Below are 23,471 nucleotides of genomic sequence, written 5' to 3'. Positions count from 1 at the left end.
CGCTCAGTCGGATCGGGCGTCTGCGTCCTCGAGTAGCGATTCGACGTACTTCGTGACGTGGTCGTCGATCCGGCGTTTGTAACCCGCCTGGCGGGCGAGCCGATCGAGTTCGCGGGCGACGAGGCTGCCGTACTGGACCGCCTTCTTGTCGCGAGTGGCGACCTCGGCCGGCAGATACCGCGTCGCGACCCGTCTGAATCCCCGTTTTCGCTCGTCGTCGTCCGCCAACAGGGGATCCGGCAATCGGAGCGCCGCTTCGAGTACCGCGTCGTGGAGAAACGGCGCCACGGGCTCGAGGCCCGTCGACCGAATCGTCAGCACGTCCCGCGGAAGCTGGCGCGAAAGCCCCTCGATTTGCTCCCGGACTGCTCCGCGGACCGTCTCGGCGTCGACGCGGTGGTCGAGCCGAACGACCTTCTCGTAGCCGCCGAACAACTCGTCCGCCCCTTGGCCGACCGCGAGCGCGTCGAACCCGTCCGCAGCGACGCGTTCCCCGACGAGATACAGCGGGAGCGCGATCTGGACGTCCATGGCGTTCGTCCGGCCGGTCGCACGCGCGACTTCGGGCGCGGCGCGTTCCAGATCCTCCGGCTTGAGTTCGACCACCGTGAGGTCCCGGCCCATGGCCTCGGCAGCCGTCCGCGCCGCTTCGACGTCGTGACTGTCCGGGAAGCCGACGACGTACAGCGGCGCATCGAGGAGTTCGGCGACCAGCGCCGAGTCGACGCCGCCGGAGAACGCGACCGCAACGTCTCGTCTACCACCACCGACGGCGTCGCCGGCCGTCCGGATCGCGTTCGCGAGAGTATCGATAGCAGCGTCCTGATCCGGTTCCGGGTCCGGGCTGGGCAGCGTCCAGTGTGACCGTTGCCCGGCGAGCGGGTCGTCCACCGGTGCCACCGCGCCGGCCGGAACGAGCCGCGGGTCGTCGAGAGCGGCTGGCTCGAACGCCCACGCCGGGTCGTGGCCAGCGGTACCGTCGGTAGTCGTCGCACCGGCGTCGACGAACAGCGGCACGCGTCCGAGGACGTCCCGAACGAGGCTATCGTCGAGTTGCCCGGCGAAGCCCGCCGTACCCGGCAGCGGGTCGCGGCACTCGAGCGCGTCGCGAACGATCGCCGCCTCCGCACCGCACAGATTCGACTCGGTCATCGTGGCTCGCCACCGCTCGACCGTCGCGGCTGCGTACGGGATTGCCGTCGTGGCTGAACGGAAGTCATCTGAATAGTTTGAGGACGTGGCCCAGGCGCCTCGTGACGCCGCCGGCGAACTGCTGGACGCTGATCCGCCACGGCGTTCGTTTCCCTTCGACGGTCGTCCGACCGTTCGCGATTGCCTCGAGAATCGCGTCGGCCGTCCGATCGTTGGCGTCGACGCGCGTGATCGCCTGCCCGACCATTTCACTGATGTGGGCGTCGCTACCGGCGGTCATCGGCAGGTTTCGCGCGTTCGCGTAGCGTTCGGCCTGCCGGTTGGCCCGACCGGTAAACAACCGCGAGTTGTAGACCTCGATCGCGTCCCCCTCCGCGAGTTCGTCTCGCGAGATCCGAGCCATCACGCCGTGGCGGGCTTCCTGAAAGGGGTGTGGGATCACCGCCAGCCCGTCCTGATCGCGGATCGCCTCGAGCGTCGACTCGAAGGAGAGCCCGGGCTGGACGGCCCGTTCGAGACCCAGTCCCAACACGTGGCCCGCCTTGCTCGAGATTTCCATCCCCGGAATGCCGATCAGGCCGTATTCGGGGGCGCGTTCGACAGCCTCGAGGCTCGCGTCGATTTCGTCGTGGTCCGTCACCGCGATCGCATCGAGGCCGACGGCCTCGGCTTGCTCCAAGATGAGCTCGACCGGGTCGCGGCCGTCGTAGGACAACGACGAGTGCGTGTGAAGTTCGACCGACAGCACGATCGTACGTTTAGACGGCCCGATCAAAAACGACTCGATTACCCGTGCGACTCGAATCGGGCTCTCCCCCGCACGCCGAGACGGAAAACGAGTGGACTCGAGGACAGCGAGACCGTCCAGCACTGTCGACAGCGCCAAGCGGACGGTCGATCAGCCGGGGCCAGAGTGAGTATGCACGGATCGAACGCGACGCCCTGTCACTCCGCTGTCGAGTGCTGCACGTCGACCGTAACCTCGTTCTCGAGGTTATCGAGGATCGGCGAATTCGCGTGGGCGACTTCCTGTAACGATTCGAGTTCGGCCGTCGATGCGGGTGAGTCGATGTGTGCGGTGCACTCGATGTGATCGAAGCCGGGACGGACGTCGTCGGCGAGCCCGAGGAGTCCGCGCATGTCAGCGCGTCCTTCGAACTCGAGGCGAATCTCGGAAATCTCGATATCTCGCTTCGCGCCGTGGGCGGCGTAGGTGATCGTCAGACAGGTCCCGAGTGAGGAAAGCAAATGCTCGAGTGCGTTCGGGGCATCACGATGGCCGAACAACGCACCTTCCATGGTGAACTCGGGCGATTCGACGAGCGTACCACTTTTTTCGATGTCACTGACGGTGGTCTCACACGTCGTCTCGCCGGTCCACTCCGTCTCTGCGAAAAACCGGAAGTCGGCGTTTGCCGGGTCGTCCTCGGTAGCGGCGGTGAGCTGTTCGAACTTCTCCATATCGATTCCGTTCTCCAGAGTCATGTAGGTATTATCCAATATCGAGTAGGCACTGGTCCGGTTGTATACCCGGCGGAAAGAAACATTATTTCCGAATGGGATGTGATACCGGTACCCGGCGTTCGGCGAGTTCTGTGACGTGCTGTCGAACCTGCCCAGCTCGAGAACCGACGCACAAAGGCCAATACTTCCCAAATGGATGGGTTGGATGACTAGTGTCGACCGGAGCCACGTTCGGGAAACCGAAATATCGGTGTTAATGTAGTACGAATATTGCTAGTTCTTGCTAATCTGATACCGGAGATTGTGACTACTTCGAAAGGGTTATCCGCGCTTGCAGAAAATAGAGTATTGCATAATTAACCCATGACTAGTGTAAACGGACTCGACGTCGACGAACTTGGATCGCTCATCGAAGCGGTCTCTGCAGAGCCAGAACGAGCGTCGTTCACGTTTCGTGCCGAGACCGAGTGGACGGGTGGCTTCGCCAGCGAGACACGAATTAGCGACTTCGAGCAAAACGAGACCACGATCGAGTCACCCGAGTTCTCCGTGATTGGCGACGAACCGGCGGCACTACTCGGCGAGCGGACCGGCCCGAACGCGGTCGAACACCTCCTCGCTGCCATCGGCTCGTGTCTCAGCGTGACTTACGCGGGTCATGCCGCTGCGAAGGGGATCCAGATCGACGACATGCGCTTCGAATTCGAGGGCGACATCGATCTGCGGGGCTTCCTCGGGTTGAGCGACGAGGTGCGGGCAGGATACGAGGAGATTCGTGCCACGACCCACATCGACGCCGACGCGTCGGCCGAGGAACTCGAGGCGTTGCACGAGGAAGTACTCGAGACGTCGCCCCTGTACGACAACGTGACGAATCAGGTGTCCCTCGAGTTCGATCTCGAGTTCGCGTAAGGACGTCCCGACGCTCGAAGCCATCGGGTGCCGTCGACTCTCGTGTCGTTTTTTGCCGTCGATCGCTCGACTGCGAGCCAGCCGCTCGAGGGACCGAATACGATGTTCACGAACGTGCATATAGAAACCCCTATACCGGCCGACTTTCACCACCTAGATGAATGAGTCTTGCCGATTCGGACCGCGAACTCGTCGTTTCCGAGCTGGGGCGAGAGCCGACGCCTGCGGAGGCGGCGCTGTTCGAGAATCTCTGGAGCGAACACTGTGCGTACCGCTCCTCGCGACCGCTGCTGTCGGCGTTCGACAGCGAGGGCGAACAGGTGGTCGTCGGGCCCGGCGACGATGCGGCGGTCGTCGCGTTGCCCGGAACCGGCGACGGGAAACGAACGTACGTCACGTTGGGAATCGAGAGCCACAATCACCCCTCCTACGTGGACCCGTTCGACGGCGCTGCGACCGGCGTCGGCGGCATCGTTCGGGACACGCTCTCGATGGGAGCCTACCCGATCGCGCTCGCGGACTCGCTTTACTTCGGCGAGTTCGACCGCGAACACTCGAAGTACCTCTTCGAGGGCGTCGTCGAGGGGATCAGCCACTACGGGAACTGTATCGGCGTCCCCACGGTCGCGGGGAGCGTCGACTTTCACCCCGATTACGAGGGGAACCCGCTGGTCAACGTCGCCTGCGTCGGGTTGACCGACGACGAACGGCTCGTGACCGCCGTGGCCCAGGAACCCGGCAACGCGCTCGTCCTCGTCGGAAACGCCACCGGTCGGGACGGACTCGGTGGCGCCAGCTTCGCCAGCGAGGACCTCGCGGAGGACGCCGAAACCGAGGACAGACCCGCCGTGCAGGTCGGCGATCCGTACGCCGAAAAGCTGCTGATCGAGGCCAACGAAGCGCTCGTCGACGAGGGGTTGGTCGAATCCGCTCGCGACCTCGGTGCTGCGGGCCTCGGCGGTGCCTCGAGCGAGATGGTCGCCAAGGGCGATCTCGGTGCAGAGATCGACCTCGAGCGCGTCCACCAGCGCGAGCCGAACATGTCGGCGCTCGAGATTCTGCTGGCCGAGTCCCAGGAGCGGATGTGCTACGAGGTCGAGCCCGAAAACGTCGATCGCGTACGCGAAATCGCACAGCGGTTCGATCTGGGTTGCTCGGTCATCGGTGAGGTCACCGACGGCAACTACGTGTGCCGGTTCGAGGGGGAGACCGTGGTCGACGTGGACGCGTACTTCCTGGGAGAGGGCGCGCCGATGAACGATCTCCCGACAGTCGACACCGAACCGCCCGCGACCGACCTCCCCGCCGTCGATCTCGAGGACGCCTTCCGTGCCGTGGTCTCGAGTCCGAATACCGCCTCGAAGCGGTGGGTCTATCGGCAGTACGATCACGAGGTCGGCGTGCGAACGAGCGTGGGACCGGGCGACGACGCGGCTATCGTTGCGATCCGGGAGGCGAGCGCAAACCGCGGCGGCGACGGCCGCGAGACGGGAACGGGGCTCGCGATTTCCTCAGGTGCCGCGCCGAACTGGACCGAGACGGCCCCGCGCGAGGGGGCCCGGGCGATCGCACTCGAGAACGCGACGAACATCGCTGCCAAGGGTGCGATGCCGCTCGCGGCGGTCGACTGCCTCAACGGCGGAAACCCCGAAAAACCCGAGGTCTACGCCGGCTTTACGGGAATCGTCGACGGGCTAGCCGAGATGTGCGAGACGCTATCGACACCCGTCGTCGGCGGGAACGTCTCGCTGTACAACGACTCGGTCGCGGGGCCGATTCCGCCGACGCCGACCCTCGCGATGGTCGGCTCCAAGGTCGGGTACGACGCACCGCCGCTGTCTGTCGAACCGGCGGGCGATCTGGTGCTCGTCGGTGATATCGGCCTCGAAACCGGCGAGTCGAGACTCGGCGGGTCCGAGTACCTGGCGCGGTTCGAGGGAAGCGATCGGTTCCCCGACCTTCCGTCGGATCCCGAAAGCCTGATCGAGTCGCTCGCGACGGTCGCGAACGACGACGCGACGCTGGCCGTCCACGACGTCAGCCACGGCGGACTGGCCGTCTCGCTCGCCGAGATGGTGACCGCGGAGGCCGGTCTCGAGGTGTCGATCCCCGGCGACGATCCGGTCGGCGCGCTGTTTCACGAACAGCCGGGTCGCGCGCTGGTCCAGACCGAATCGGTGGCAGCCGTGCGGGAGACGTTCGACGGCGTCGCTCCGGTCGTCGAACTCGGCGCGGGAACCGACGACGGCACGCTCACGGTCGACGTCGGGGACCGGACGCTCGCGACGGACGCGTCCGAGATCAGCGAGCGACGCGCGACGATCGAACGCGGACTCGAGTGACGCTCGCCGACGGAGGCGAGTGAACCCACGTCGGGGGACCGGAAGCGCGGCCGACTCCGACCGCGTCCGACGCGGCGTCGAACGGCTCCCGTCGATACGTTTACTCGATGGAGTGTCCGGTATATTGATATACATCGGGAACTATTCGTCTTACGAGCAGGTACACCAGGAGGAAGTTTGATGACAACCGAGACCCCGTCCGTTCTGATCGTCGAAGACGAGCCGGACCTTGCGAACCTGTACGCGGCCTGGCTCGGCGGCGAGTGCGACGTCGAGACGGCGTACGACGGCAACGAAGCGCTCGACGCCATCGACGAGGACATCGATGTCGTGTTGCTCGACCGGCGGATGCCCGGTCTCTCCGGGGACACGGTCCTCGATACGATCCGGAACCGATCGCTCGACTGCCGGGTCGCGATGGTGACAGCGGTCGAACCGGACTTCGACATCATCGAGATGGGATTCGACGACTACCTCGTCAAACCGGTCTCGAAGAAGGAACTGATCGCGATCATCGACCAACTGGTCCTTCGATCCACCTACGACGAACAGCTTCAGGAATTCTTCGCACTCGCCTCCAAGAAGGCGCTACTCGACGACCAGAAGACGGAGGCCGAACGCCAGTCCAGCCAGGAGTACGCCGAACTCAACGATCGAATTGCGGTTCTTCGCGTCCGTGTCAACGATACGGTACAGGAGCTGTTAGAACAGGACGGGTACCGACAGCTCTGTCAGGATATCGCGCGCGAATCGGTCATTCCGAAGTAATCGAAGTAGCGAGACCGAATCCGGACCGTTTCGTCGCTCGGTTTCCGCACCGTCGACCTGGCTTCCTACCCTTCCTACCGCCGCCGCTCGAGCGTCGTCATATCGCGAATCTCGATCCGCGTCCCGCCGTTGGCGCCGTTGGTGACCGTACACTCCCAGTCGTGGGCCTCGGCGATAGTCCGGACGAGCGCGAGCCCGAGTCCGTCGATCGCGGTCTCGTCGTCGGCGGTCGGATCGAGGACGCGGTCGTGTGCGTTCGGGGGGATTTCGGCGGCGTCGTCGAGGACGAAGATCCCCCGACTGCCGCCGTTTTCGAACCCGACGAGTCCGATCTGGATGGTGACGTCGTCGGTCGCTCTCGCGGCGGCGCTATCGAACGCCGTCTCGAGGAGGTGGACGAACCGATCTCGGTCGGCTCGAAGCCACGCCGAGGCGTCGACGACGAGCGATGCCGGGGACAGTCGCGATTCGGCGACGGCGTCTTCGATGACCGACTCGAGACGGAGCCGGCTGCGAGTCCGGACCGCCGTCGCGTTGCGGGCGAACTCCCGGATGTCGTCGACGAACTGTTCGGCTCGGTCGAGCGTCGTCTCGACGGTGTCTTCGGCGAGCGGGAACTCCCACTTGCCGACTCGTTCGTTCTCGAGTGCGTCGGCGACGGCCGCGAGTTGGTGTTGCAGGTCTGACGAGAGAACCTCGGCGACTGCCTCGAGCCGTTCGGTCTGGCGCTCGAGTTCCGCCGTTCGGTCCCGAAGGACCCGCTCGTGATCGGCTCGATCGAGGGCGGCGCGCGTGTTCTCGACGAGCGTCGAGACGAGATCGACGTCCGTCTCGTCGAACCGGTACGGATCGAGCGCTCCGGTTATGAGAACGCCGTGGGTACCGATCGGCGCGATTATCTCCGATCGAACCACCGTCTCCGGATTGTAGGGTCCATCGACGGTTCTGAGATCGTCGAACAGTTCGACGTCGCCGGCTTCGAAGACATCCCAGACGAGCCCCTCGCGTGAGTTGAACCGCGGGAGTCCGCCGAACTGACGTGTGCACCGGCGGTTCCGGCGACTGGCTCGAGATAGCCGTGTTCCTCCTCGAGCAGCCAGACACCGCTGATCGGCAAATCGAGCAGGTCGCTGCCCGCGTGGACGGCGATGGCACAGATCTCCTCGGGGTCGTCGGACTCGAGGAGCCATCGCGTCACTTCGTGGAGCGACGTCACGACGCGATCGTACTCGTGCTGGTCGGTGACGTCACGAACGACGACGGCGACCGTTGCGGTGTTGTCCTCGACGGGGACGAACCGGAACTCGCCCATCCGGTCCGCGCCGTCCGAGCCGCTGTAGGGCAACTCGACCTGGCGACGATCGGCGTTGCCGACGTCGACGTCGGTGATCGCTCGGCCGATCTCGACGGCGTGTTCGTCGGCGAGTCCCGCGTGTTCGGTAAGCGCCTCGACGTGTTTACCGACCAGATCAGACCGGCTCGCACCGAGGATCGATTCGGTTGCGCCGTTGGTGGTGACGATCTCGCGGTTGCGATCCAGCGTGATGACGGCGTCGCGGATCGCCTCCACGACTGCGGCGTGCTGGGCGAGCGTCGTCTCCTGCGCTCGTCGCTCGGAGACGTCCCGCATGTACACCGAGAGACCGGTCGTGGAAGGGGAGGCCGTCGCTTCGAACCAGGTCTCCAGGTGGGTGTGGTAAATCTCGAACGAGACGGGTACCTGTTCGTCCATCGCGCGGTGGAACCCCTCCGGGAACTGCGTTTCGACCGTCTGGGGGAATTCGTCCCACATAACGCGCCCGATCAGTTCACCGCGGTCGCGTTTGAGCAGCGTTTCGGCTCGCTCGTTGAGATAGGTGAACCGAAAGCCCGTATCGAGTGCGAAGAAAGCGTCGGTAACGCGGTCGACGATGGGTGCCGAACGTGTCGTCACCGATTTTCACCCCCGTCGATCGACGGACCCGTGCCACCATCGTGTTCGAGACGAACATCGCCCGGAGCTGTTGTCACCATCGACGGCCAATCAGCCCATAATTCGTGAAAGCCCTATTTCAGTGTCGTGGCCGAGCGACGGCCTGTCCTGTGTGATCAGAAACCATTCGGGTTCCCGTTCGACCCGAGAGCACCGCGGCGGGTCGTGAGTGGTGAGTGCTCAGTCGGCGGAGTCGAGTTCCACCAGTTCGAGCGACCGGTCGAGGTGACAGACCTCGTGTGGCGGGTCGCCGAGAATGTCCGTAATCCGGTACTCTTCGCCGAACGCGACGCCGTCCGGCTCGCAGTACTCGTGGCTCGGACACTCGACGTACGGACAGGGGCCGGGGAGGCTCGTCTTGCTGCCGGCGAAAGCGCCCTTCGACGCGATGTTCGCCCGGACGGTCGCCGGTTCGACCTCGACGGCGCGCACGCCGCCATCGTGCATGGCACACTCGAGCGTCTGGGCGTTTTCGCGGACGGACGTGATACGATACTTCGTTCCGACCGACAGGTTGAGACACTGGCTGCGGTAGGGACAGCCCGTACAGGCGTCGGCTTCGCCCTCGTAGACGAACTCGGTTCCCGGCTCGGCCAGCCGAGAGCCGATGAGCGTAACGGTCGACATAGGAACGGGTAGTCGCCACCGGCTGTTAAGCGTCACGTCTGGAGCGGTTCGAGTGGAACCGGCGACGCCGGGGCAGTCGAATCGGATCAGCACTCGCTGCGCTCGTCACCAGTGAGTTCGTCGAGTCGCTCGAAATATGCTTCCCGTGGAACCTGGTACAGCGCTCGATAATCGATTTCGCCCGCGTCGAACTCCTCGGCGAGTTCGACGACAGCCTCGAGCGCTGCCGCTCGAGTCGGGAAGCGCCGCGTCTCGTTCAGGGAGACGTCGGGCTCGAGATAGAGCGTGACGAACCAGTCCGAAGAATCGGCGGTGTCGACCGGATTGATCCCGGGTCGTCGAGTCCGTTTGCCGTGGGTGAGATACAGCGTCGGCAAACAGGCGGCGGGAAACGCGTCCGCGTTGAACACGTCGGGCCGGTAGGCGAGTACGAGACGGCCGTCTTCGCCCTGACTCCAGACGTCCCAGCCGTCGGGCAGGCTCGAGCGATCCAGGTGTCCCCCGGGGTCCGAATCGGACATAGCTGTCGATTGGGCCGGGGTGGCTAAAGCCTCGTCGTCGGACGCGGACGACCGAAAGCGGCGGTCGCACGCTCCGACCGACGAACCGCCCGCGGACCTGACGAACCGATCGACGAAAATCGGGACACTGCGTTACCGTCGCGCGAGCAGTCGGGCCGCGCGCGCGAGCCAACGTAGGAATTGCAGGCCGTCGACTTATGTCCTCCCGGCACGATTGTGTGGTGTGATACCGATAATCATAACATAGTTCTGCCAATATATTGCTGCAATAAAATTCTGATAAATATCTTTTGGGGCTAAGGTTAAGTAGCTGGATTACTCACTCATTAAATACTATCGGTATCCGTTTGCCGGACCGATCCACTCCGCGCCCGTCCCCGGCGCACCGTTGCCCGAGACGCCGAACGGTTGTCGCGCAACGGACAGTGGTGATAGATGACACATGACACGGCAGATAGACGCCGCCCGCGAAGGGTCACGCTCCCCGGGTGCCCGCTCGAGGAGTCTGACGGCCACGCCGCGTCCACAACGGGTGACGCGAGGCGACGGATTCCGACGGTTCGGCCACGAGACGCCTCGGTTGGTCGAACGACGTCCGCTTCCGCGTTCCGTGCGATCACGGACGACCGTATACGGGGGAACCCGAAACTGGCAATGATACCATGACCGGTGACATCGAGACACTCGAGCAGCTCAGTACGGATTACAAGGAATCGATGCCCGCAGACCTGCGGGAAACCAAGTCCTTCGACTGGTACTTAGAAGAGGTATACGAAGACCCGAAGGTGGCCCGCAACGCCCATCAGCGCGTCGCGGACATGTTCGACTACTACGGCACCACCTACGACGAGACAGAAGGGATGGTCGAGTACCAGCTCGCGAGCGAGGATCCGCTGGGCGACGGCGAGAACACCTTCTACGGGAAGGTGATCCACCAGTCCATCCACGAGTTCGTCAACAAAGTCAAATCGGGTGCCCGACGCCTGGGTCCGGAACGGCGGATCAAACTCCTGCTCGGCCCGGTCGGTTCCGGGAAGTCTCACTTCGACAAGCAGGTCCGCAAGTACTTCGAGGATTACACCCTGCGGGACGAGGGACGGATGTACACGTTCCGCTGGACGAACCTCTGTGACGTCATCCAGGACCAGGATCCGGCCGACGATACCGTCCGGTCCCCGATGAACCAGGATCCGCTCGTTCTCCTCCCCCTCGAGCAGCGCCAGCGGGTGATCGACGACCTCAACGAGAACCTCGACGCCCCGTATACGATCCAGAACGAACAGGCGCTGGATCCGGAAAGCGAGTTCTACATGGACAGACTCCTCGCGTACTACGACGACGACCTCCAGCAGGTGCTCGAAAACCACGTCGAGATCGTCCGGTTCGTCGCCGACGAAAACAAGCGCCAGGGGCTGGAAACCTTCGAGCCGAAGGACAAGAAAAACCAGGACGAGACGGAACTCACCGGCGACGTCAACTACTCGAAGATCGCGATCTATGGCGAGAGCGACCCGCGCGCGTTCGACTACTCGGGGGCGTTCTGTAACGCGAACCGCGGCATCTTCTCCGGCGAGGAGCTACTGAAACTCCAGCGGGAATTCCTCTACGACTTCCTCCACGCGACCCAGGAACAGACGATCAAGCCCAAGAACAACCCGCGGATCGACATCGACCAGGTGATCGTGGGCCGCACCAACATGCCCGAGTACAAGGACAAAAAGGGCGACGAGAAGATGGAAGCGTTCAACGACCGCACCAAGCGGATCGACTTCCCCTACGTCCTCTCGTACGAAGACGAGGCCCAGATCTACGAGAAGATGCTGAACAACGCCGACGTTCCCGACATCAACGTCGAGCCACACACGCTGGAGATGGCGGGGCTGTTCGGCGTTCTCACCCGTATCGAAGAACCCGACACCGAGACCGTCGGGTTGCTCTCCAAGGCGAAGGCCTACAACGGCGAGATAGACGAGGGAGACGACATCGACGTCAAGAAACTCCGCGACGAGGCCGCCGCGAAGGCCGAAATCGGGGAAGGGATGGTCGGCATCTCACCCCGGTTCATCGGCGACGAGATCGCAGAGGCGATCATGGACTCGAAGCACCGACAGCGCGGCTTCCTCTCGCCGCTGACGGTGTTCAACTTCTTCGAGGAGAACTTGGAGCACCACGGCTCGGTCCCCGAAGAGAACTTCGAACAGTACTACCGCTACCTCGAGACGGTTCGCGAGGAGTACAGGGAACGGGCCATCGAGGACGTTCGCCACGCGCTGGCGTACGACATCGACGAGATCCAACGTCAGGGCGAGAAGTACATGGATCACGTCATGGCCTACATCGACGACGACACCATCGAGGACGAACTCACCGGCCGCGAGCAGGAACCGGACGAGACGTTCCTGCGGTCGGTCGAAGAGAAACTCGACATCCCTGAAGACCGCAAAGAGGACTTCCGTCAGGAGGTCTCGAACTGGGTCTCGAGGCGCGCACGCGAAGGAGAAGCCTTCAACCCGCAGGACAACGAACGCCTGCGCCGCGCCCTGGAGCGCAAGCTCTGGGAGGACAAGAAACACAACATCAATTTCTCCGCACTGGTGTCGGCAAACGAATTCGACGACGACGAACGCTCGGCGTGGATCGACGCCCTGATCGAACAGGGCTACTCCGAAGAAGGCGCAAAGGAGGTGCTCGAGTTCGCCGGCGCTGAGGTCGCCAAAGCCGAGATGGAAGACTAACATGACCGGACACGACTACGTCACCGAGGCGGATCGCGCGCTCGAGGAGACCTACGAGGAACCGATGAGCCTCGCGGCGTACGTCGATCGGATCTTCGAGAACCCGACCGTCGCCTCCCACGCCTCGAAGTACCTGCTCGAGGCGATCGAAGCCGCCGGCACTCGCACGGTGGTCGAGGAGGGCGAAGAGAAGGAGCGATACCGTTTTTTCGACGACCCGCACAACGACGGCGAGCACGCGATTCTCGGGAACACCGAGGTGCTAAACGGGTTCGTCGACGACCTGCGATCGATCGCCGCGGGACGCGCGAAAGACGAGAAGATAATCTGGTTCGAGGGGCCGACCGCGACCGGGAAGTCAGAGCTCAAGCGCTGTCTGGTCAACGGACTGCGCGAGTACTCGAAAACGCCGGCGGGGCGCAGGTACACCGTCGAGTGGAACGTCACCACCGCCGAGGCCAGCGAACGGGGTCTAAGCTACGGCGGCGACGCGACCGCCGGCGACGACCAGAACTGGTACGAGAGCCCCGTCCAGGCGCATCCGCTGTCGGTGTTCCCGCCCGAAGTCCGTGAGGACCTGCTCGCCCAGCTCAACGACGGTCTCGACGACCACGTTCCCGTCCAGGTGGACGCGCAACTCGATCCGTTCTCTCGGGAAGCCTACGACTTCCTGGAGGAGCGCTACCGTCGGGAGGGCGAGGACGCGCTGTTCTCGGCGATCACCGACGAGAGCCACCTCCGCGTCAAGAACTACGTCGTGGACGTCGGTCAGGGCGTCGGCGTCCTCCACTCGGAGGACGACGGCCGACCGAAAGAACGCCTCGTCGGCTCGTGGATGCACGGGATGCTCCAGGAACTCGACTCGCGCGGACGGAAGAACCCGCAAGCCTTCAGCTACGACGGCGTCCTGTCCCAGGGCAACGGCGTTCTCACGATCGTCGAAGACGCCGCCCAACACGCCGACCTGCTCCAGAAGCTGCTGAACGTCCCGGACGAGCAGTCGGTGAAGCTGGACAAGGGGATCGGAATGGACGTCGACACGCAGATGCTGATCATCTCGAATCCCGATCTCGAGGCCCAGCTCAACCAGCACGCCGACCGGAACGGGATGGATCCGCTGAAGGCGCTCAAACGTCGGCTCGACAAACACCGCTTTGGCTACCTGACGAACCTCTCGCTCGAGACGGAGCTGATCCGGCGTGAGCTAACGAACGAGACGGAAGTCTGGGAGGCCGATAGCTACGACGAACTCGGAGAGCGGATCCGCGAGCCGGTGACGGTGACCGTCAAAGACCGCGACGGCGAAACGCGCGTCCAGGAGTTCGCGCCCCACGCGATCGAGTCGGCGGCGCTGTACGCCGTCGTCACGCGAATGGACGAAGAGGACCTCCCGAACGGCCTCGACCTCGTTGACAAGGCGCTCATCTACGATCAGGGGTACCTACAGGAGGGCGACACCAGACGGGCCAAAGACGAGTTCGACTTCGACGACGACGGTTCGGACGGTGACCACGGCGTTCCGGTAACGTATACGCGAGACACCCTCGCGGAACTACTCCAGACCGATCGGGACCGCCACCACCCCGACCTGTCGGTCGAGGACGTCGTCATGCCCCGCGACGTGTTGAACGCGCTGGTCGAGGGACTGGCCGACGCGCCGGTCTTCTCGACGAACGAGCGCTCCGAGTTCGAGAACCGCGTCGTCCCCGTCAAGAACTACATCTACGACCAACAGGAGAGCGACGTCATCGAGGCGATCATGCACGACAAGCGCGTCGACGAGGAGACCGTCGCCGAGTACGTCGAACACGTCTACGCCTGGGAAACCGACGAGCCGCTGCACAACGACCGCGGCGAGCGCGTCGAACCGGACCCGCTGAAGATGAAGTTGTTCGAGGTCGAGCACCTCGGACGGTTCTCCGAGGATGAGTACGAGGGGAACCTTCCCCGCGAGAGCGTCCGTGACTTCCGACGCGAGAAGGTAATCACGTCGCTGAACCGCCACGCGTGGGAACACCGGAACGAGGACTTCTCGGTCGAAGACGTCGATCTCACCGCGATTCCGGTCATCAAGACGGTCCTCGAGAGCCACGACTGGGACGACGTCGAGCGGACCTTCGAGGACTTCGACCCGCGCCAGTGGGACGATCCGCCGAGCGGGACCGAGACGGCGACGGTCAAAGCGGACACGATCGAAACACTGGTCTCCCTCTTCGGGTACACGGAGGCATCGGCCGAACTGACGAGCAGACACGTTATGGGACAGGTGAGCTACAGATGGGACTGAGAGACGACCTCGATCGATTCCGCGAAGTCGGCGAGGAACGCCGCGAGGACCTGGCCGACTTCATCCAGTACGGAGACCTCGGTCAGAGCAGGCCGGGGGAAATCAAGATTCCGGTGAAGATCATCTCGCTGCCGGAGTTCGAGTACGACCAGCGCGACAAAGGCGGGGTCGGACAGGGAGAAGACGGAACCCCGGACACCGGCCAGCCGGTCGGCCAGCCACAGCCCCAGCCGGGCGACGACGACGGCGACGACGGCGAACCCGGCGAGGAAGGCGGGGAGCACGAATACTACGAGATGGACCCCGACGAGTTCGCCGAAGAACTCGACGAAGAACTCGGGCTCGACCTCGATCCGAAGGGAAAGAAAGTCGTCGAAGAGAAGGAGGGTCCGTTTACCGACCTCACGCGGACCGGCCCGAACAGCACGCTCGACTTCGAGCGCATGTTCAAGGAAGGGCTCAAGCGAAAACTCTCGATGGACTTCGACGAGGACTTCCTCCGAGAGCTGTGCAAGGTCGAGGGCATCACCCCCAGAGACGTCTTCGAGTGGGCACGCGGGGAAAACCTCCCGGTGTCGATGGCCTGGATCGAAGAAGCGTACAAGGACGTTCCGGACGCGGAACGCGGCACGTGGGCCTCGATCCAGGAGGTCGAGGAAAACGTCGACCGCGAGAGCGTCCAGCAGAAGATTCGCCGGGAGGGGATCAGGCACGTCCCCTTCCGCCGCGAGGACGAGCGCTATCGCCACCCGGAGATCATCGAGGAAAAAGAGAAGAACGTCGTCGTCGTCAACATCCGCGACGTCTCCGGCTCGATGCGCGAGAAAAAACGCGAACTCGTCGAACGCACGTTCACACCCCTCGACTGGTATCTCCAGGGCAAGTACGACAACGCCGAGTTCGTCTACATCGCCCACGACGCCGACGCCTGGGAGGTCGAACGCGACGAGTTCTTCGGCATTCGAAGCGGCGGCGGGACCAAGATCTCGAGCGCGTACGAACTCGCCGCCCAGTTGCTAGAGGAGTACCCCTGGAGCGACTGGAACCGCTACGTCTTCGCGGCGGGCGACTCCGAGAACTCCTCGAACGATACCGGCGAACGCGTGATCCCGCTGATGGAAGAGATTCCCGCCAACCTCCACGCGTACGTGGAGACGCAACCGAGCGGGAACGCGATCAACGCGACCCACGCCGAGGAACTCGAGCGCCACTTCGGGACCGACGCCGACGACGTCGCGGTGGCGTACGTCAACGGTGAGTCGGACGTGACCGACGCGATTTACGACATTCTCTCGACCGAGGGTGATCAGGATGAGTAACACAGACAGATTCCGGAAACAGGCGATCGCGGCCGACCTCGAGGAACCGGTCGACGAGGCGCGAAACCTCGCGACGAAGCTGGGACTCGACCCGTATCCGGTGAAATACTGGATCATCGACTACGACGAAATGAACGAACTCATCGCCTACGGCGGATTCCAGTCGCGATATCCCCACTGGCGATGGGGGATGCAGTACGACCGCCAGCAAAAGCAGGGCCAGTACAGCGGCGGGAAGGCCTTCGAGATCGTCAACAACGACAACCCCGCACACGCCTTCCTCCAGGAGTCGAACACGGTCGCAGACCAGAAGGCGGTCATCACGCACGTGGAGGCACACTCGGATTTCTTCGCGAACAACGACTGGTTCGGCATGTTTACCCGCGGTCAATCCGACGAAGAGCAGGTCAACGCCGCCGCCATGCTCGAGCGCCACGCACGAGCCATCGACGAGTACATGTCCGATCCCGACATCGACCGCGCCGAAGTCGAGAAGTGGATCGATCACTGTCTCTCGCTCGAGGACAACATCGACCAACACCAGGTGTTCAGCCGTCGCCTCGACATCGAGGGGCCGGCGGGCGACCAGATAGACGAGGACCTCGCGGCGAAACTCGACGAACTCGACCTCTCCGACGAGGTCAAAGGCGAGGTGTTTACCGAGGAGTGGGTCGAGAAACTCGAGGGCGAAGAGGGGGCGGCGAACTTCCCCGAGACGCCGCAGAAAGACGTCCTGGCGTTCGTCCGCGAGCACGGCAAGCAGTACGACGCGGAGGCCGGGCGGGGGGTCGAAATGGAGGAGTGGCAGCGGGACATCCTCGACATGATGCGCGCCGAGGCCTACTACTTCGCCGCCCAGAAGATGACGAAGGTGATGAACGAAGGCTGGGCGGCCTACTGGGAGTCGACGATGATGACCGACGAGGCCTTCGCCGGCGACGACGAGTTCGTAAACTACGCCGACCACATGGCGAAAGTGCTGGCTTCCGGCGGTCTCAACCCCTACAGCCTGGGGATGGAACTCTGGGAGTACGTCGAGAACACGACGAACCGCCAGGAAGTCATCGAGCACCTGCTGCGCGTCGAAGGGATCTCCTGGCGAAACCTCACGGAGGTCGTCGACTTCGACGAGGTTCTCGAAACGCTCGAGCCGCCGTCGGCGATCGAGACCATCGCCCCCGGGACGCTCGATTCGCTCGAGGAAGTTCCCGACGAGTGGGTCGACCGCGAGGCGCTCGAGCGGGCGCGGAACGGGGAGATCGACGTCGAAACGTACCCCTGGAAGGTGTTGACCTACGAGGGATTGGCTCGACGGCACTACTCGCTCGTCAAGCGACAGAACCGCGGCTTCCTCGCGCGCGTCAACCAGAACGAACTCGAGCGGATCGGTCGGTACCTGTTCGACGACGCCCGGTACTCGTCGGTCGACGAGGCGCTCGAGGAGGTCGACTTCGCGGCCGGCTGGGATCGGATGTTCGACGTGCGGGAGAGTCACAACGATGTCACGTTCCTGGACGAGTTCCTGACCCAGGAATTCATCACCGAGAACAACTACTTCACCTACGAGCACTCGCAGGCGACGGGTCAGTTCCACGTCGCCAGCGACGCCGCCGAGGACGTCAAGAAGAAACTCCTCTTGCAGTTCACCAACTTCGGAAAGCCGACGATCGCGGTCTACGACGGCAACTACAACAACGCGAACGAATTGCTGCTGGGCCACCAGTACAACGGCGTCATGCTCGACCTCGGCAAGGCAAAAGAGACGCTCAAGCGGATCTTCGAGCTCTGGGGCCGACCGGTGAACCTGCTGACGATCGTCAAGGAGGTCGACGAACACGACATCGAGGTTGCCAAGCGGCGCAACCGCGAGCCCGAACCGGAAGAGCGGGGGAAACTGATCCGGTACGACGGCGACTCGGTCGCGACAGAGGACGTCTCCTGGGAGGACGTCGAACATCTGGCGGCCGACGACGTGGACTACGACACGAAGCCCGACGAGTGGCTGGCATAGAGGTATCGGAGTCGTCGAAACGATTTACTCACCGCTCGCAGTGACGCGAACGGGATGGGAACCGACTTTCGACGACTCCGATACTCGACTCGCGATCCCACCCCCGAAATCCGCCGTGGAACCGTTTTCACGGGGTACACCGGCCAGAACGCTTTTACCGTGTATCTCCAATGCAGGGACACCATGGAAGGGGAGGGAGGCGAGGCCGTCGAGCGTCGGGAGCAGGGGGAACCGGCGTTCGACCTGCCGTCAGTCCTCGCACAACTCGACAGTGAGGATCCGTCGACACAGCCCGCTGCCGTTCGACGAATTTGAGCCGAAATCGAGGCGGAAAACCGGTCGACCACGTGCGTGCCGACCGTTCCGAAGCTCCGAATGCTGCTCGAGCACCCGGGGATAGACCTTCGCGTGGAAATCGCGGCCTGTCTCGCCGATATCGCTGCCGAAGCGCCCGACGACGTCGCACCGTCGGCCGCGACGCTCGCCGCCGTCGCGGTCGACAGATCCGACCAGCCAGTCGCCGGTGAACTGATCCGCTGTTTCGCGATTCTCGCGGCGGATCGTCCCGCCGTCGTCGGCGATCAGACGACGGCCATCACCGCCGTCCTCGAGCACCGACAGGGATACGACCGCCACGGGCTTCGGGCGCTGGCGCGCATCTCGACGCGGCGTCCCGAAGAAGTCGTGCAGGCGGTGCCGGTCCTCGCCGAGGCGCTCGCGGCGAACCCGACCGAACACGGGCGAACGGTGCTGCGAACGTTCGGTCGGCTGGCGCGATCGGACGTGGCGGTGCCGACGCTCGAGTTCGTCGAACGCGCCGTCGAACTCGTCGACCACGACGAGGCAGCGCTTCGACGCGATGCGATCAGTTGTCTCGGCGACGTCGCCAGAGACGACCCGGGTGCGGTCGAACCGGTCTGTACCGAACTGGAGGGGGCGCTGTCGGACGACGACGCGGACACGCGAGCCGTCGCCGCACTCGCGTTCGCCCGCGTCGCCTCGGAGAACCCCGCTGTGGTCGATCCCGTCCGGACGAAACTGCTCGACTTACTGGACGACGACCACGCGCACGTCCGGGCCAACGCCTGCGCCGCGCTCGGCTACGGCGATGTCGACGCAGCGGCCGCGCGACTCACCGACCTCACGAACAGGGATCCGTCACCGATCGTGCGCGACCGTGCCGACTGGGCGCTCGAGCAACGGTCGTAACCCCGCTTTGCATCCCGACCGAATTCTGCTCACGTGGCGGCTATCTCGCTCCGGCCCCGCGTGTCGAGTGACCGCGTTCGTTCGAAGTGCCACGGCCGATAACCGTCGCTCGAGACCGGGGAGACGTCCGTACCGCCGCGAGGACGTTCGAGGGTACCCTGGGTCTTCGGACCGCGACGTCCGGGTGGCTCCCCGAAAGAAACTACCTTGACCCCGGCGCCCATTGCTGGTAGCATGGGTTCTACTGATAGAGTCACCGTCGAAGACGTGATGTCCACGCCGCTGGAGACAATCTCCGATGAAGCCACGGTAATGGAGGCCACGCAGCGAATGCGCGAGAAAGATATCAACGCGCTGGTCGTTCGGACCACACCACAGGCGATCGTCAGCAGCACGGACGTGCTCGACGCCGTCGCCGACGGCCAGGACGTCTCGGATTTGCGGGTTGCTGACGTGATGACGACCGACGTCGAGACCGCGACACCGGACCTCTACATGGAAGAGGTCGCTGCGATGATGACGACCTACGGCATCAAGCACCTCCCGGTCGTCGCCGATGACTACGTCGGAATGGTCTCGTCGACGGACGTCACGGCCCATCTCTCGTAGTCGGGGCCGGGCGAACGTGACCTGGATTTCGGACGACCGGCCGCGGTCGAAGCTGTAAGATCGAAATATTATGTGGTGTGTTACCTATGGGCAAACGTTTACCCGTTTGGGCGAAGTCGACCCACCAGGGTGAGGACAGATGAACGCTGAAGATCGGGAGCGCGAAGAGAGCGAAGAGCCCGCGGACGATCTCGCGTCCGACGGGACGGACCCCTGTATCGTCCGCGAACTCCCCGACGGGAAATCCCTCGGCGACTGTGAGATAGCCTACTGTGCGGACGATGCAACCCACCTCGTCGTTCTCGATACCGTGCGGTCTGAACGCCTGCGCGAACGGTACTGCAAATCGCACGTCGAATCCGCCGCCGACGATGCTCGGGCCGACCCAGCCAGGGACCTGGTATACGGCCCCATCGAACTGGGATAACGAGCGTCCACCACCGAGTCCAGCCGCCGTCCCGATACGATGGGGCTGCACCGGTCGTTCCCGCGCTCGCGTGACAGGAACCGAACCCGATTCGGCGAGCCAGTTCCAAATCACTTAGTACGTATCCTTAAAACGATACCCTGACTAGGTGCAGGTGAGAACTGGAGTGAACGCGACCAGCGTAGTTCTATCGGACAGGAGTCACCCATGATGGACAGACGCGCAGCCACGATCGATCTGCTCCTGATCGAGGACGATTCGGAAGACGCTCGCCACCTCAGCGAGGCGTTCTCCGAAATCGACCTCGAGATAACGGTCCGCGTCGTCACCGACGGTGCGGAGGCGTTGAAGCTCCTCTCGAACAGCGCCAGCGACCCGTCGGCGCTGCCGGACCTCATCCTGCTGGATCTGAATCTGCCGCGACTGAGCGGCCTCGAGTTACTCAGGGAGATCGGAGACGAACCGGCCCTCGCACGGCTTCCGATCCTCGTGGTGACGAAATCGGCGACCGTCGACGACGTCCGTGAAAGCTACGAACTCGCGGCGAACGCCTATCTAACGAAACCGGCAGATCCGGCCGAGTACGCCGAACTGGCCGAGGCGATCGCCGACTTCTGGTTACGGCGCGTCGCGCTCCCGACGAGTGCACTATGACATCCTCCCCGGCGTTTACGCCGGGGGAACGTCTCGCTCGCGACGAGGTCCGCGCGACCCTCGAAACCGCAGTGGGAGGCCGTCGCAATGCGACGACCGGGGCGTCGATTTCCGCCGTCCCCCGCCTTTGATGCGAACGGACGGCACACGTACGGTATGGTAGCGACAAACGAGTTCGACGTCGACTTCGACGGAACCGTGGCGGTGATCACCGGTGCGAGCGGCGCGCTCGGCAGCGCAGCCGTGGAACGTTTTCTCGAGGCAGGAGCCACCGTCTGTGCCGTGGACGTGATCGCGCCGAGCGACGCGGACAGCCTACTCGAGAGTGACCCGGACGACGAACCGGCGCTCGCGTTCTACGAGGCGAACCTGACGGACGAGGACGACGTCGCGGATCTCGTAGAGCGCGTCGTCGACGATCACGGCCGGATCGATCACCTGTTGAACGTCGCTGGAACGTGGCGCGGCGGCGATCACATCGAAGCGACCGCGCTCCAAGAGTTCGACTTCCTCGTGAACGTCAACCTGAAGACGGCGTTTCTCGCGTCGAAACACGCCCTGCCTCACCTACAGGAGGCTGAGGGATCGATCGTCAGCATTAGCGCGCGCTCCTCGCTCGAGGGCGGCGAGGGCGACGGCCCCTATCGAATCACGAAGGCTGGCATCCGACTCCTGACGGAGACCCTCGCGGAGGAGAACCGCGGGACGGTGCGGGCGAACTGCGTGATGCCGAGCGTGATCGACACGCCGATGAACCGGGAGATGATGCCCGACGCGGACCACGATTCGTGGGTCGACCCGCTCGAGATCGCGGACGTACTGGCTTTTCTCTGTAGCGACGGGGCCGCGGTGACCAGCGGCGCTGCCGTACCGGTCTACGGCGAGGCGTAAGGCCCCGTCCCCGACGCGTTGGTCCGACGGTGGCTAGCTCGAACTGTCTGCGTACGAGTGAACCGAAGGGATCCGCTCTAGAACGTTTCCCCGAGCCAACTCGCGAAGTCGCCGGTGAGGAATTCGTAGTATCCAGTGACCCCCAACAGGACGACGATAAACAGGCCGACAACCGCCGGAACGCGCAGCAGCCACAACCAGGTAGTCCCCCACCGTCCGAGGTCACCGATACCTTTTTGCAGTTCGTCGAGCGCGAAGTCGTAAATCACCCACCCGACGAAGATCGCGATAACGAATCCGCCGAAGACGAGCAGAACGTTGTTGACCAATAGGTCGTACAGGTTGAGAACGTTGATGTGGTACGTTGTCGGAAGCCCCACGAGAAAAATGACGACGCTGATTATCGCGGTCGCACTCAATCGATTCATCCCGTGTTCATCGATCAAGTATGAAACGACTACCTCGAGGATACTGATCGCACTCGAGAGGGCAGCGATGGCGACAGTGAAAAAGAACACTGCACCGAGAATTCCTCCCAGAGAGAGCTTGCCGAACGCAGCCGCGAGCGTCACGAAAACTGCACCAGCACCGGGAGCACCGGGATCGACGCCCGCGCTGAAGAAAATCGGGAAGACGACGAGCCCAGCGAGTAGTGCGATCGCAGTGTCGAATCCGATGATAATCAGGCCGTCTTCGGCGAGGTTCCGATCCTCACCGAGATACGACGCGTAGGTAATCATCACGCCCATCCCCAGAGAGAGGGTGAAGAACGCCTGTCCAGCAGCTGCGGGCAGTATACTCTGCCACTCGCTGGCGATATAGCCGAGGTCCGGCGAGAGATAGTACGAGTACGCTTCACCCGAACCCTCGAGGGTGAACGCGTAAATCGCCATTCCGACCATGATGACAATGATCGCGGGAACCATCACTTTCACTGCGAGTTCGATTCCACGCTGAATACCGAACCCGACGATAGCGATGATGGCGAGCATAAACAGGGCGTGGAAGAACACCGCATCGACACCGCTCGCCACGGAGAGGAACTGCCCTTCAGCGCCCGCGACGTCACCGACGTACTCGTTTTGCAGTCCGAGAAGAACGTATCGAACCGTCCATCCTGCGACGACGCTATAGTACGACAGGATAAGAAATCCTGTCGTGAAGAAGAGCCATCCCGCATATCGGAGCCTGCCCGACCCGAGCTGTTTCAACGCGCCAACCGGATTTCGTTCAGTTCGACGACCGATGACGAACTCCGCGAGCATCACCGGAAACCCGATCAATCCGATAAAAAGCAGGTAAATGAGGACGAATCCGGCGCCCCCTTGCTGCCCAACCTGAAACGGGAACCGCCAGATGTTCCCCAGTCCAACCGCGCTTCCGACCGCGGCAAATATGAATCCTGTTCTCGTGGCCCATGATTCTCGTTGTGCCATACTCCAGTCGACAGTCTCGTGAACCTAAAATCTTGCAATTGAGTACATTATGTTATTTTCTAGAGCAAAATGTATAAAATAGCGAATGCGCGCGAAGTCGGACAAAACGCTGCTGAGAACTGGACTCGAGGGGTA

19 protein-coding genes and 1 pseudogene are annotated in these 23,471 nt (G+C 63.3%); 13 read left to right on the top strand and 7 right to left on the bottom strand.

The window, feature by feature from the left end; all coding sequences use genetic code 11:
• Nucleotides 1-3: 3 nt before the first annotated feature.
• The 3 genes from NJT13_RS00570 to NJT13_RS00560 all read right to left on the bottom strand — a co-directional run bounded on the left by NJT13_RS00570 (nt 4) and on the right by NJT13_RS00560 (nt 2,613).
• On the bottom strand, nt 4-1,152 hold the full coding sequence (locus NJT13_RS00570) for an asparagine synthase-related protein (protein WP_254523559.1): 1,149 nt from the start codon (nt 1,150-1,152) through the stop codon (nt 4-6).
• Nucleotides 1,153-1,216: 64 nt separating this feature from the next.
• Entirely contained in the window at nt 1,217-1,900 is a 684-nt protein-coding gene (locus NJT13_RS00565) for a PHP domain-containing protein (RefSeq protein ID WP_254523558.1), read from the bottom strand.
• Between the two features lie 197 nt (nt 1,901-2,097).
• Nucleotides 2,098-2,613, bottom strand: a complete 516-nt coding sequence (locus tag NJT13_RS00560) for an OsmC family protein (protein WP_254523557.1) — start codon at nt 2,611-2,613, stop codon at nt 2,098-2,100.
• Nucleotides 2,614-2,979: 366 nt separating this feature from the next.
• On the opposite strand from NJT13_RS00560, the gene NJT13_RS00555 reads away from it, so the two are divergent.
• The 3 genes from NJT13_RS00555 (at nt 2,980) to NJT13_RS00545 (ending at nt 6,638) form a co-directional block, all read left to right on the top strand.
• Entirely contained in the window at nt 2,980-3,528 is a 549-nt protein-coding gene (locus NJT13_RS00555; RefSeq protein ID WP_254523556.1) for an OsmC family protein, read from the top strand.
• A gap of 161 nt (nt 3,529-3,689) precedes the next feature.
• Entirely contained in the window at nt 3,690-5,870 is a 2,181-nt protein-coding gene (gene purL, locus NJT13_RS00550) for a phosphoribosylformylglycinamidine synthase subunit PurL (RefSeq protein WP_254523555.1), read from the top strand.
• Between the two features lie 180 nt (nt 5,871-6,050).
• Nucleotides 6,051-6,638: a HalX domain-containing protein gene (locus NJT13_RS00545; RefSeq protein WP_254523554.1), complete on the top strand. Its 588-nt coding sequence runs from the start codon at nt 6,051-6,053 to the stop codon at nt 6,636-6,638.
• Between the two features lie 74 nt (nt 6,639-6,712).
• On the opposite strand, the pseudogene NJT13_RS00540 reads toward NJT13_RS00545, so the two are convergent.
• The 3 genes and pseudogenes from NJT13_RS00540 to NJT13_RS00530 all read right to left on the bottom strand — a co-directional run bounded on the left by NJT13_RS00540 (nt 6,713) and on the right by NJT13_RS00530 (nt 9,758).
• Nucleotides 6,713-8,571, bottom strand: a pseudogene (locus NJT13_RS00540) (sensor histidine kinase).
• Between the two features lie 219 nt (nt 8,572-8,790).
• The gene (locus NJT13_RS00535; RefSeq protein WP_254523553.1) at nt 8,791-9,237 is read right to left on the bottom strand and encodes a UPF0179 family protein; all 447 of its coding nucleotides are present in this window, start codon (nt 9,235-9,237) and stop codon (nt 8,791-8,793) included.
• An 86-nt stretch (nt 9,238-9,323) separates the two neighbouring features.
• Nucleotides 9,324-9,758 carry a DUF5820 family protein gene (locus tag NJT13_RS00530; RefSeq protein ID WP_254523552.1) on the bottom strand — a complete coding sequence of 145 codons (435 nt, stop codon included), beginning with the start codon at nt 9,756-9,758 and terminating at the stop codon, nt 9,324-9,326.
• A gap of 662 nt (nt 9,759-10,420) precedes the next feature.
• Here NJT13_RS00530 and NJT13_RS00525 point away from each other — a divergent pair.
• The 10 genes from NJT13_RS00525 (at nt 10,421) to NJT13_RS00485 (ending at nt 21,900) form a co-directional block, all read left to right on the top strand.
• Nucleotides 10,421-12,493, top strand: a complete 2,073-nt coding sequence (locus NJT13_RS00525) for a PrkA family serine protein kinase (RefSeq protein ID WP_254523551.1) — start codon at nt 10,421-10,423, stop codon at nt 12,491-12,493.
• Nucleotide 12,494: 1 nt separating this feature from the next.
• Nucleotides 12,495-14,780, top strand: coding sequence for a PrkA family serine protein kinase (locus tag NJT13_RS00520; RefSeq protein WP_254523550.1), 2,286 nt, complete (start codon nt 12,495-12,497; stop codon nt 14,778-14,780).
• Nucleotides 14,771-16,099 carry a YeaH/YhbH family protein gene (locus NJT13_RS00515; RefSeq protein WP_254523549.1) on the top strand — a complete coding sequence of 443 codons (1,329 nt, stop codon included), beginning with the start codon at nt 14,771-14,773 and terminating at the stop codon, nt 16,097-16,099. The genes NJT13_RS00520 and NJT13_RS00515 overlap by 10 nt, the downstream gene beginning before the upstream one ends.
• Nucleotides 16,092-18,110, top strand: coding sequence for a SpoVR family protein (locus NJT13_RS00510; protein WP_254523548.1), 2,019 nt, complete (start codon nt 16,092-16,094; stop codon nt 18,108-18,110). Before NJT13_RS00515 ends, NJT13_RS00510 begins: the two co-directional genes overlap by 8 nt.
• Nucleotides 18,111-18,293: 183 nt before the next feature.
• Nucleotides 18,294-18,425, top strand: a complete 132-nt coding sequence (locus NJT13_RS23240) for a hypothetical protein (protein WP_340681178.1) — start codon at nt 18,294-18,296, stop codon at nt 18,423-18,425.
• Nucleotides 18,426-18,485: 60 nt separating this feature from the next.
• Nucleotides 18,486-19,319, top strand: a complete 834-nt coding sequence (locus NJT13_RS00505) for a HEAT repeat domain-containing protein (protein ID WP_340681177.1) — start codon at nt 18,486-18,488, stop codon at nt 19,317-19,319.
• 234 nt (nt 19,320-19,553) lie between these two features.
• Nucleotides 19,554-19,928 carry a CBS domain-containing protein gene (locus tag NJT13_RS00500; protein ID WP_254523547.1) on the top strand — a complete coding sequence of 125 codons (375 nt, stop codon included), beginning with the start codon at nt 19,554-19,556 and terminating at the stop codon, nt 19,926-19,928.
• 139 nt (nt 19,929-20,067) lie between these two features.
• Nucleotides 20,068-20,355 (top strand): hypothetical protein, encoded by a 288-nt coding sequence (locus NJT13_RS00495; RefSeq protein ID WP_254523546.1) that lies wholly within the window; start codon nt 20,068-20,070, stop codon nt 20,353-20,355.
• Between the two features lie 207 nt (nt 20,356-20,562).
• A complete protein-coding gene (locus NJT13_RS00490; protein ID WP_254523545.1) occupies nt 20,563-21,009 on the top strand; it encodes a response regulator in 447 nt (148 codons plus the stop codon).
• 156 nt (nt 21,010-21,165) lie between these two features.
• Nucleotides 21,166-21,900 carry an SDR family NAD(P)-dependent oxidoreductase gene (locus tag NJT13_RS00485; protein ID WP_254523544.1) on the top strand — a complete coding sequence of 245 codons (735 nt, stop codon included), beginning with the start codon at nt 21,166-21,168 and terminating at the stop codon, nt 21,898-21,900.
• A 77-nt stretch (nt 21,901-21,977) separates the two neighbouring features.
• Here NJT13_RS00485 and NJT13_RS00480 read toward each other — a convergent pair whose 3' ends face one another.
• The gene (locus NJT13_RS00480) at nt 21,978-23,336 is read right to left on the bottom strand and encodes a sodium-dependent transporter (RefSeq protein WP_254523543.1); all 1,359 of its coding nucleotides are present in this window, start codon (nt 23,334-23,336) and stop codon (nt 21,978-21,980) included.
• Nucleotides 23,337-23,471 lie beyond the last annotated feature (135 nt).

It is taken from the genome of Natrinema caseinilyticum, assembly GCF_024227435.1.
In the GTDB taxonomy this organism is placed as follows: Archaea; Halobacteriota; Halobacteria; order Halobacteriales; family Natrialbaceae; genus Natrinema; species Natrinema caseinilyticum.
The sequence above is the reverse complement of the archived record's forward strand: the minus strand, read 5'-3'. Positions and strand labels throughout refer to the sequence as shown.

What these genes read in the sequence shown, in the direction of transcription:
- NJT13_RS00485 (WP_254523544.1), top strand. Translation starts at nt 21,166, where the DNA reads ATGGTAGCGACAAACGAGTTCGACGTCGACTTCGACGGAACCGTGGCG.
- NJT13_RS00570 (WP_254523559.1), bottom strand. Translation starts at nt 1,152, where the DNA reads ATGACCGAGTCGAATCTGTGCGGTGCGGAGGCGGCGATCGTTCGCGAC.
- NJT13_RS00560 (WP_254523557.1), bottom strand. Translation starts at nt 2,613, where the DNA reads ATGGAGAAGTTCGAACAGCTCACCGCCGCTACCGAGGACGACCCGGCA.
- NJT13_RS00515 (WP_254523549.1), top strand. Translation starts at nt 14,771, where the DNA reads ATGGGACTGAGAGACGACCTCGATCGATTCCGCGAAGTCGGCGAGGAA.
- NJT13_RS00505 (WP_340681177.1), top strand. Translation starts at nt 18,486, where the DNA reads ATGCTGCTCGAGCACCCGGGGATAGACCTTCGCGTGGAAATCGCGGCC.
- NJT13_RS00490 (WP_254523545.1), top strand. Translation starts at nt 20,563, where the DNA reads ATGATGGACAGACGCGCAGCCACGATCGATCTGCTCCTGATCGAGGAC.
- NJT13_RS23240 (WP_340681178.1), top strand. Translation starts at nt 18,294, where the DNA reads ATGGAAGGGGAGGGAGGCGAGGCCGTCGAGCGTCGGGAGCAGGGGGAA.
- NJT13_RS00535 (WP_254523553.1), bottom strand. Translation starts at nt 9,237, where the DNA reads ATGTCGACCGTTACGCTCATCGGCTCTCGGCTGGCCGAGCCGGGAACC.
- NJT13_RS00500 (WP_254523547.1), top strand. Translation starts at nt 19,554, where the DNA reads ATGGGTTCTACTGATAGAGTCACCGTCGAAGACGTGATGTCCACGCCG.
- NJT13_RS00480 (WP_254523543.1), bottom strand. Translation starts at nt 23,336, where the DNA reads ATGGCACAACGAGAATCATGGGCCACGAGAACAGGATTCATATTTGCC.
- NJT13_RS00530 (WP_254523552.1), bottom strand. Translation starts at nt 9,758, where the DNA reads ATGTCCGATTCGGACCCCGGGGGACACCTGGATCGCTCGAGCCTGCCC.
- NJT13_RS00510 (WP_254523548.1), top strand. Translation starts at nt 16,092, where the DNA reads ATGAGTAACACAGACAGATTCCGGAAACAGGCGATCGCGGCCGACCTC.
- NJT13_RS00520 (WP_254523550.1), top strand. Translation starts at nt 12,495, where the DNA reads ATGACCGGACACGACTACGTCACCGAGGCGGATCGCGCGCTCGAGGAG.
- purL (WP_254523555.1), top strand. Translation starts at nt 3,690, where the DNA reads ATGAGTCTTGCCGATTCGGACCGCGAACTCGTCGTTTCCGAGCTGGGG.
- NJT13_RS00555 (WP_254523556.1), top strand. Translation starts at nt 2,980, where the DNA reads ATGACTAGTGTAAACGGACTCGACGTCGACGAACTTGGATCGCTCATC.
- NJT13_RS00525 (WP_254523551.1), top strand. Translation starts at nt 10,421, where the DNA reads ATGACCGGTGACATCGAGACACTCGAGCAGCTCAGTACGGATTACAAG.
- NJT13_RS00545 (WP_254523554.1), top strand. Translation starts at nt 6,051, where the DNA reads ATGACAACCGAGACCCCGTCCGTTCTGATCGTCGAAGACGAGCCGGAC.
- NJT13_RS00495 (WP_254523546.1), top strand. Translation starts at nt 20,068, where the DNA reads ATGAACGCTGAAGATCGGGAGCGCGAAGAGAGCGAAGAGCCCGCGGAC.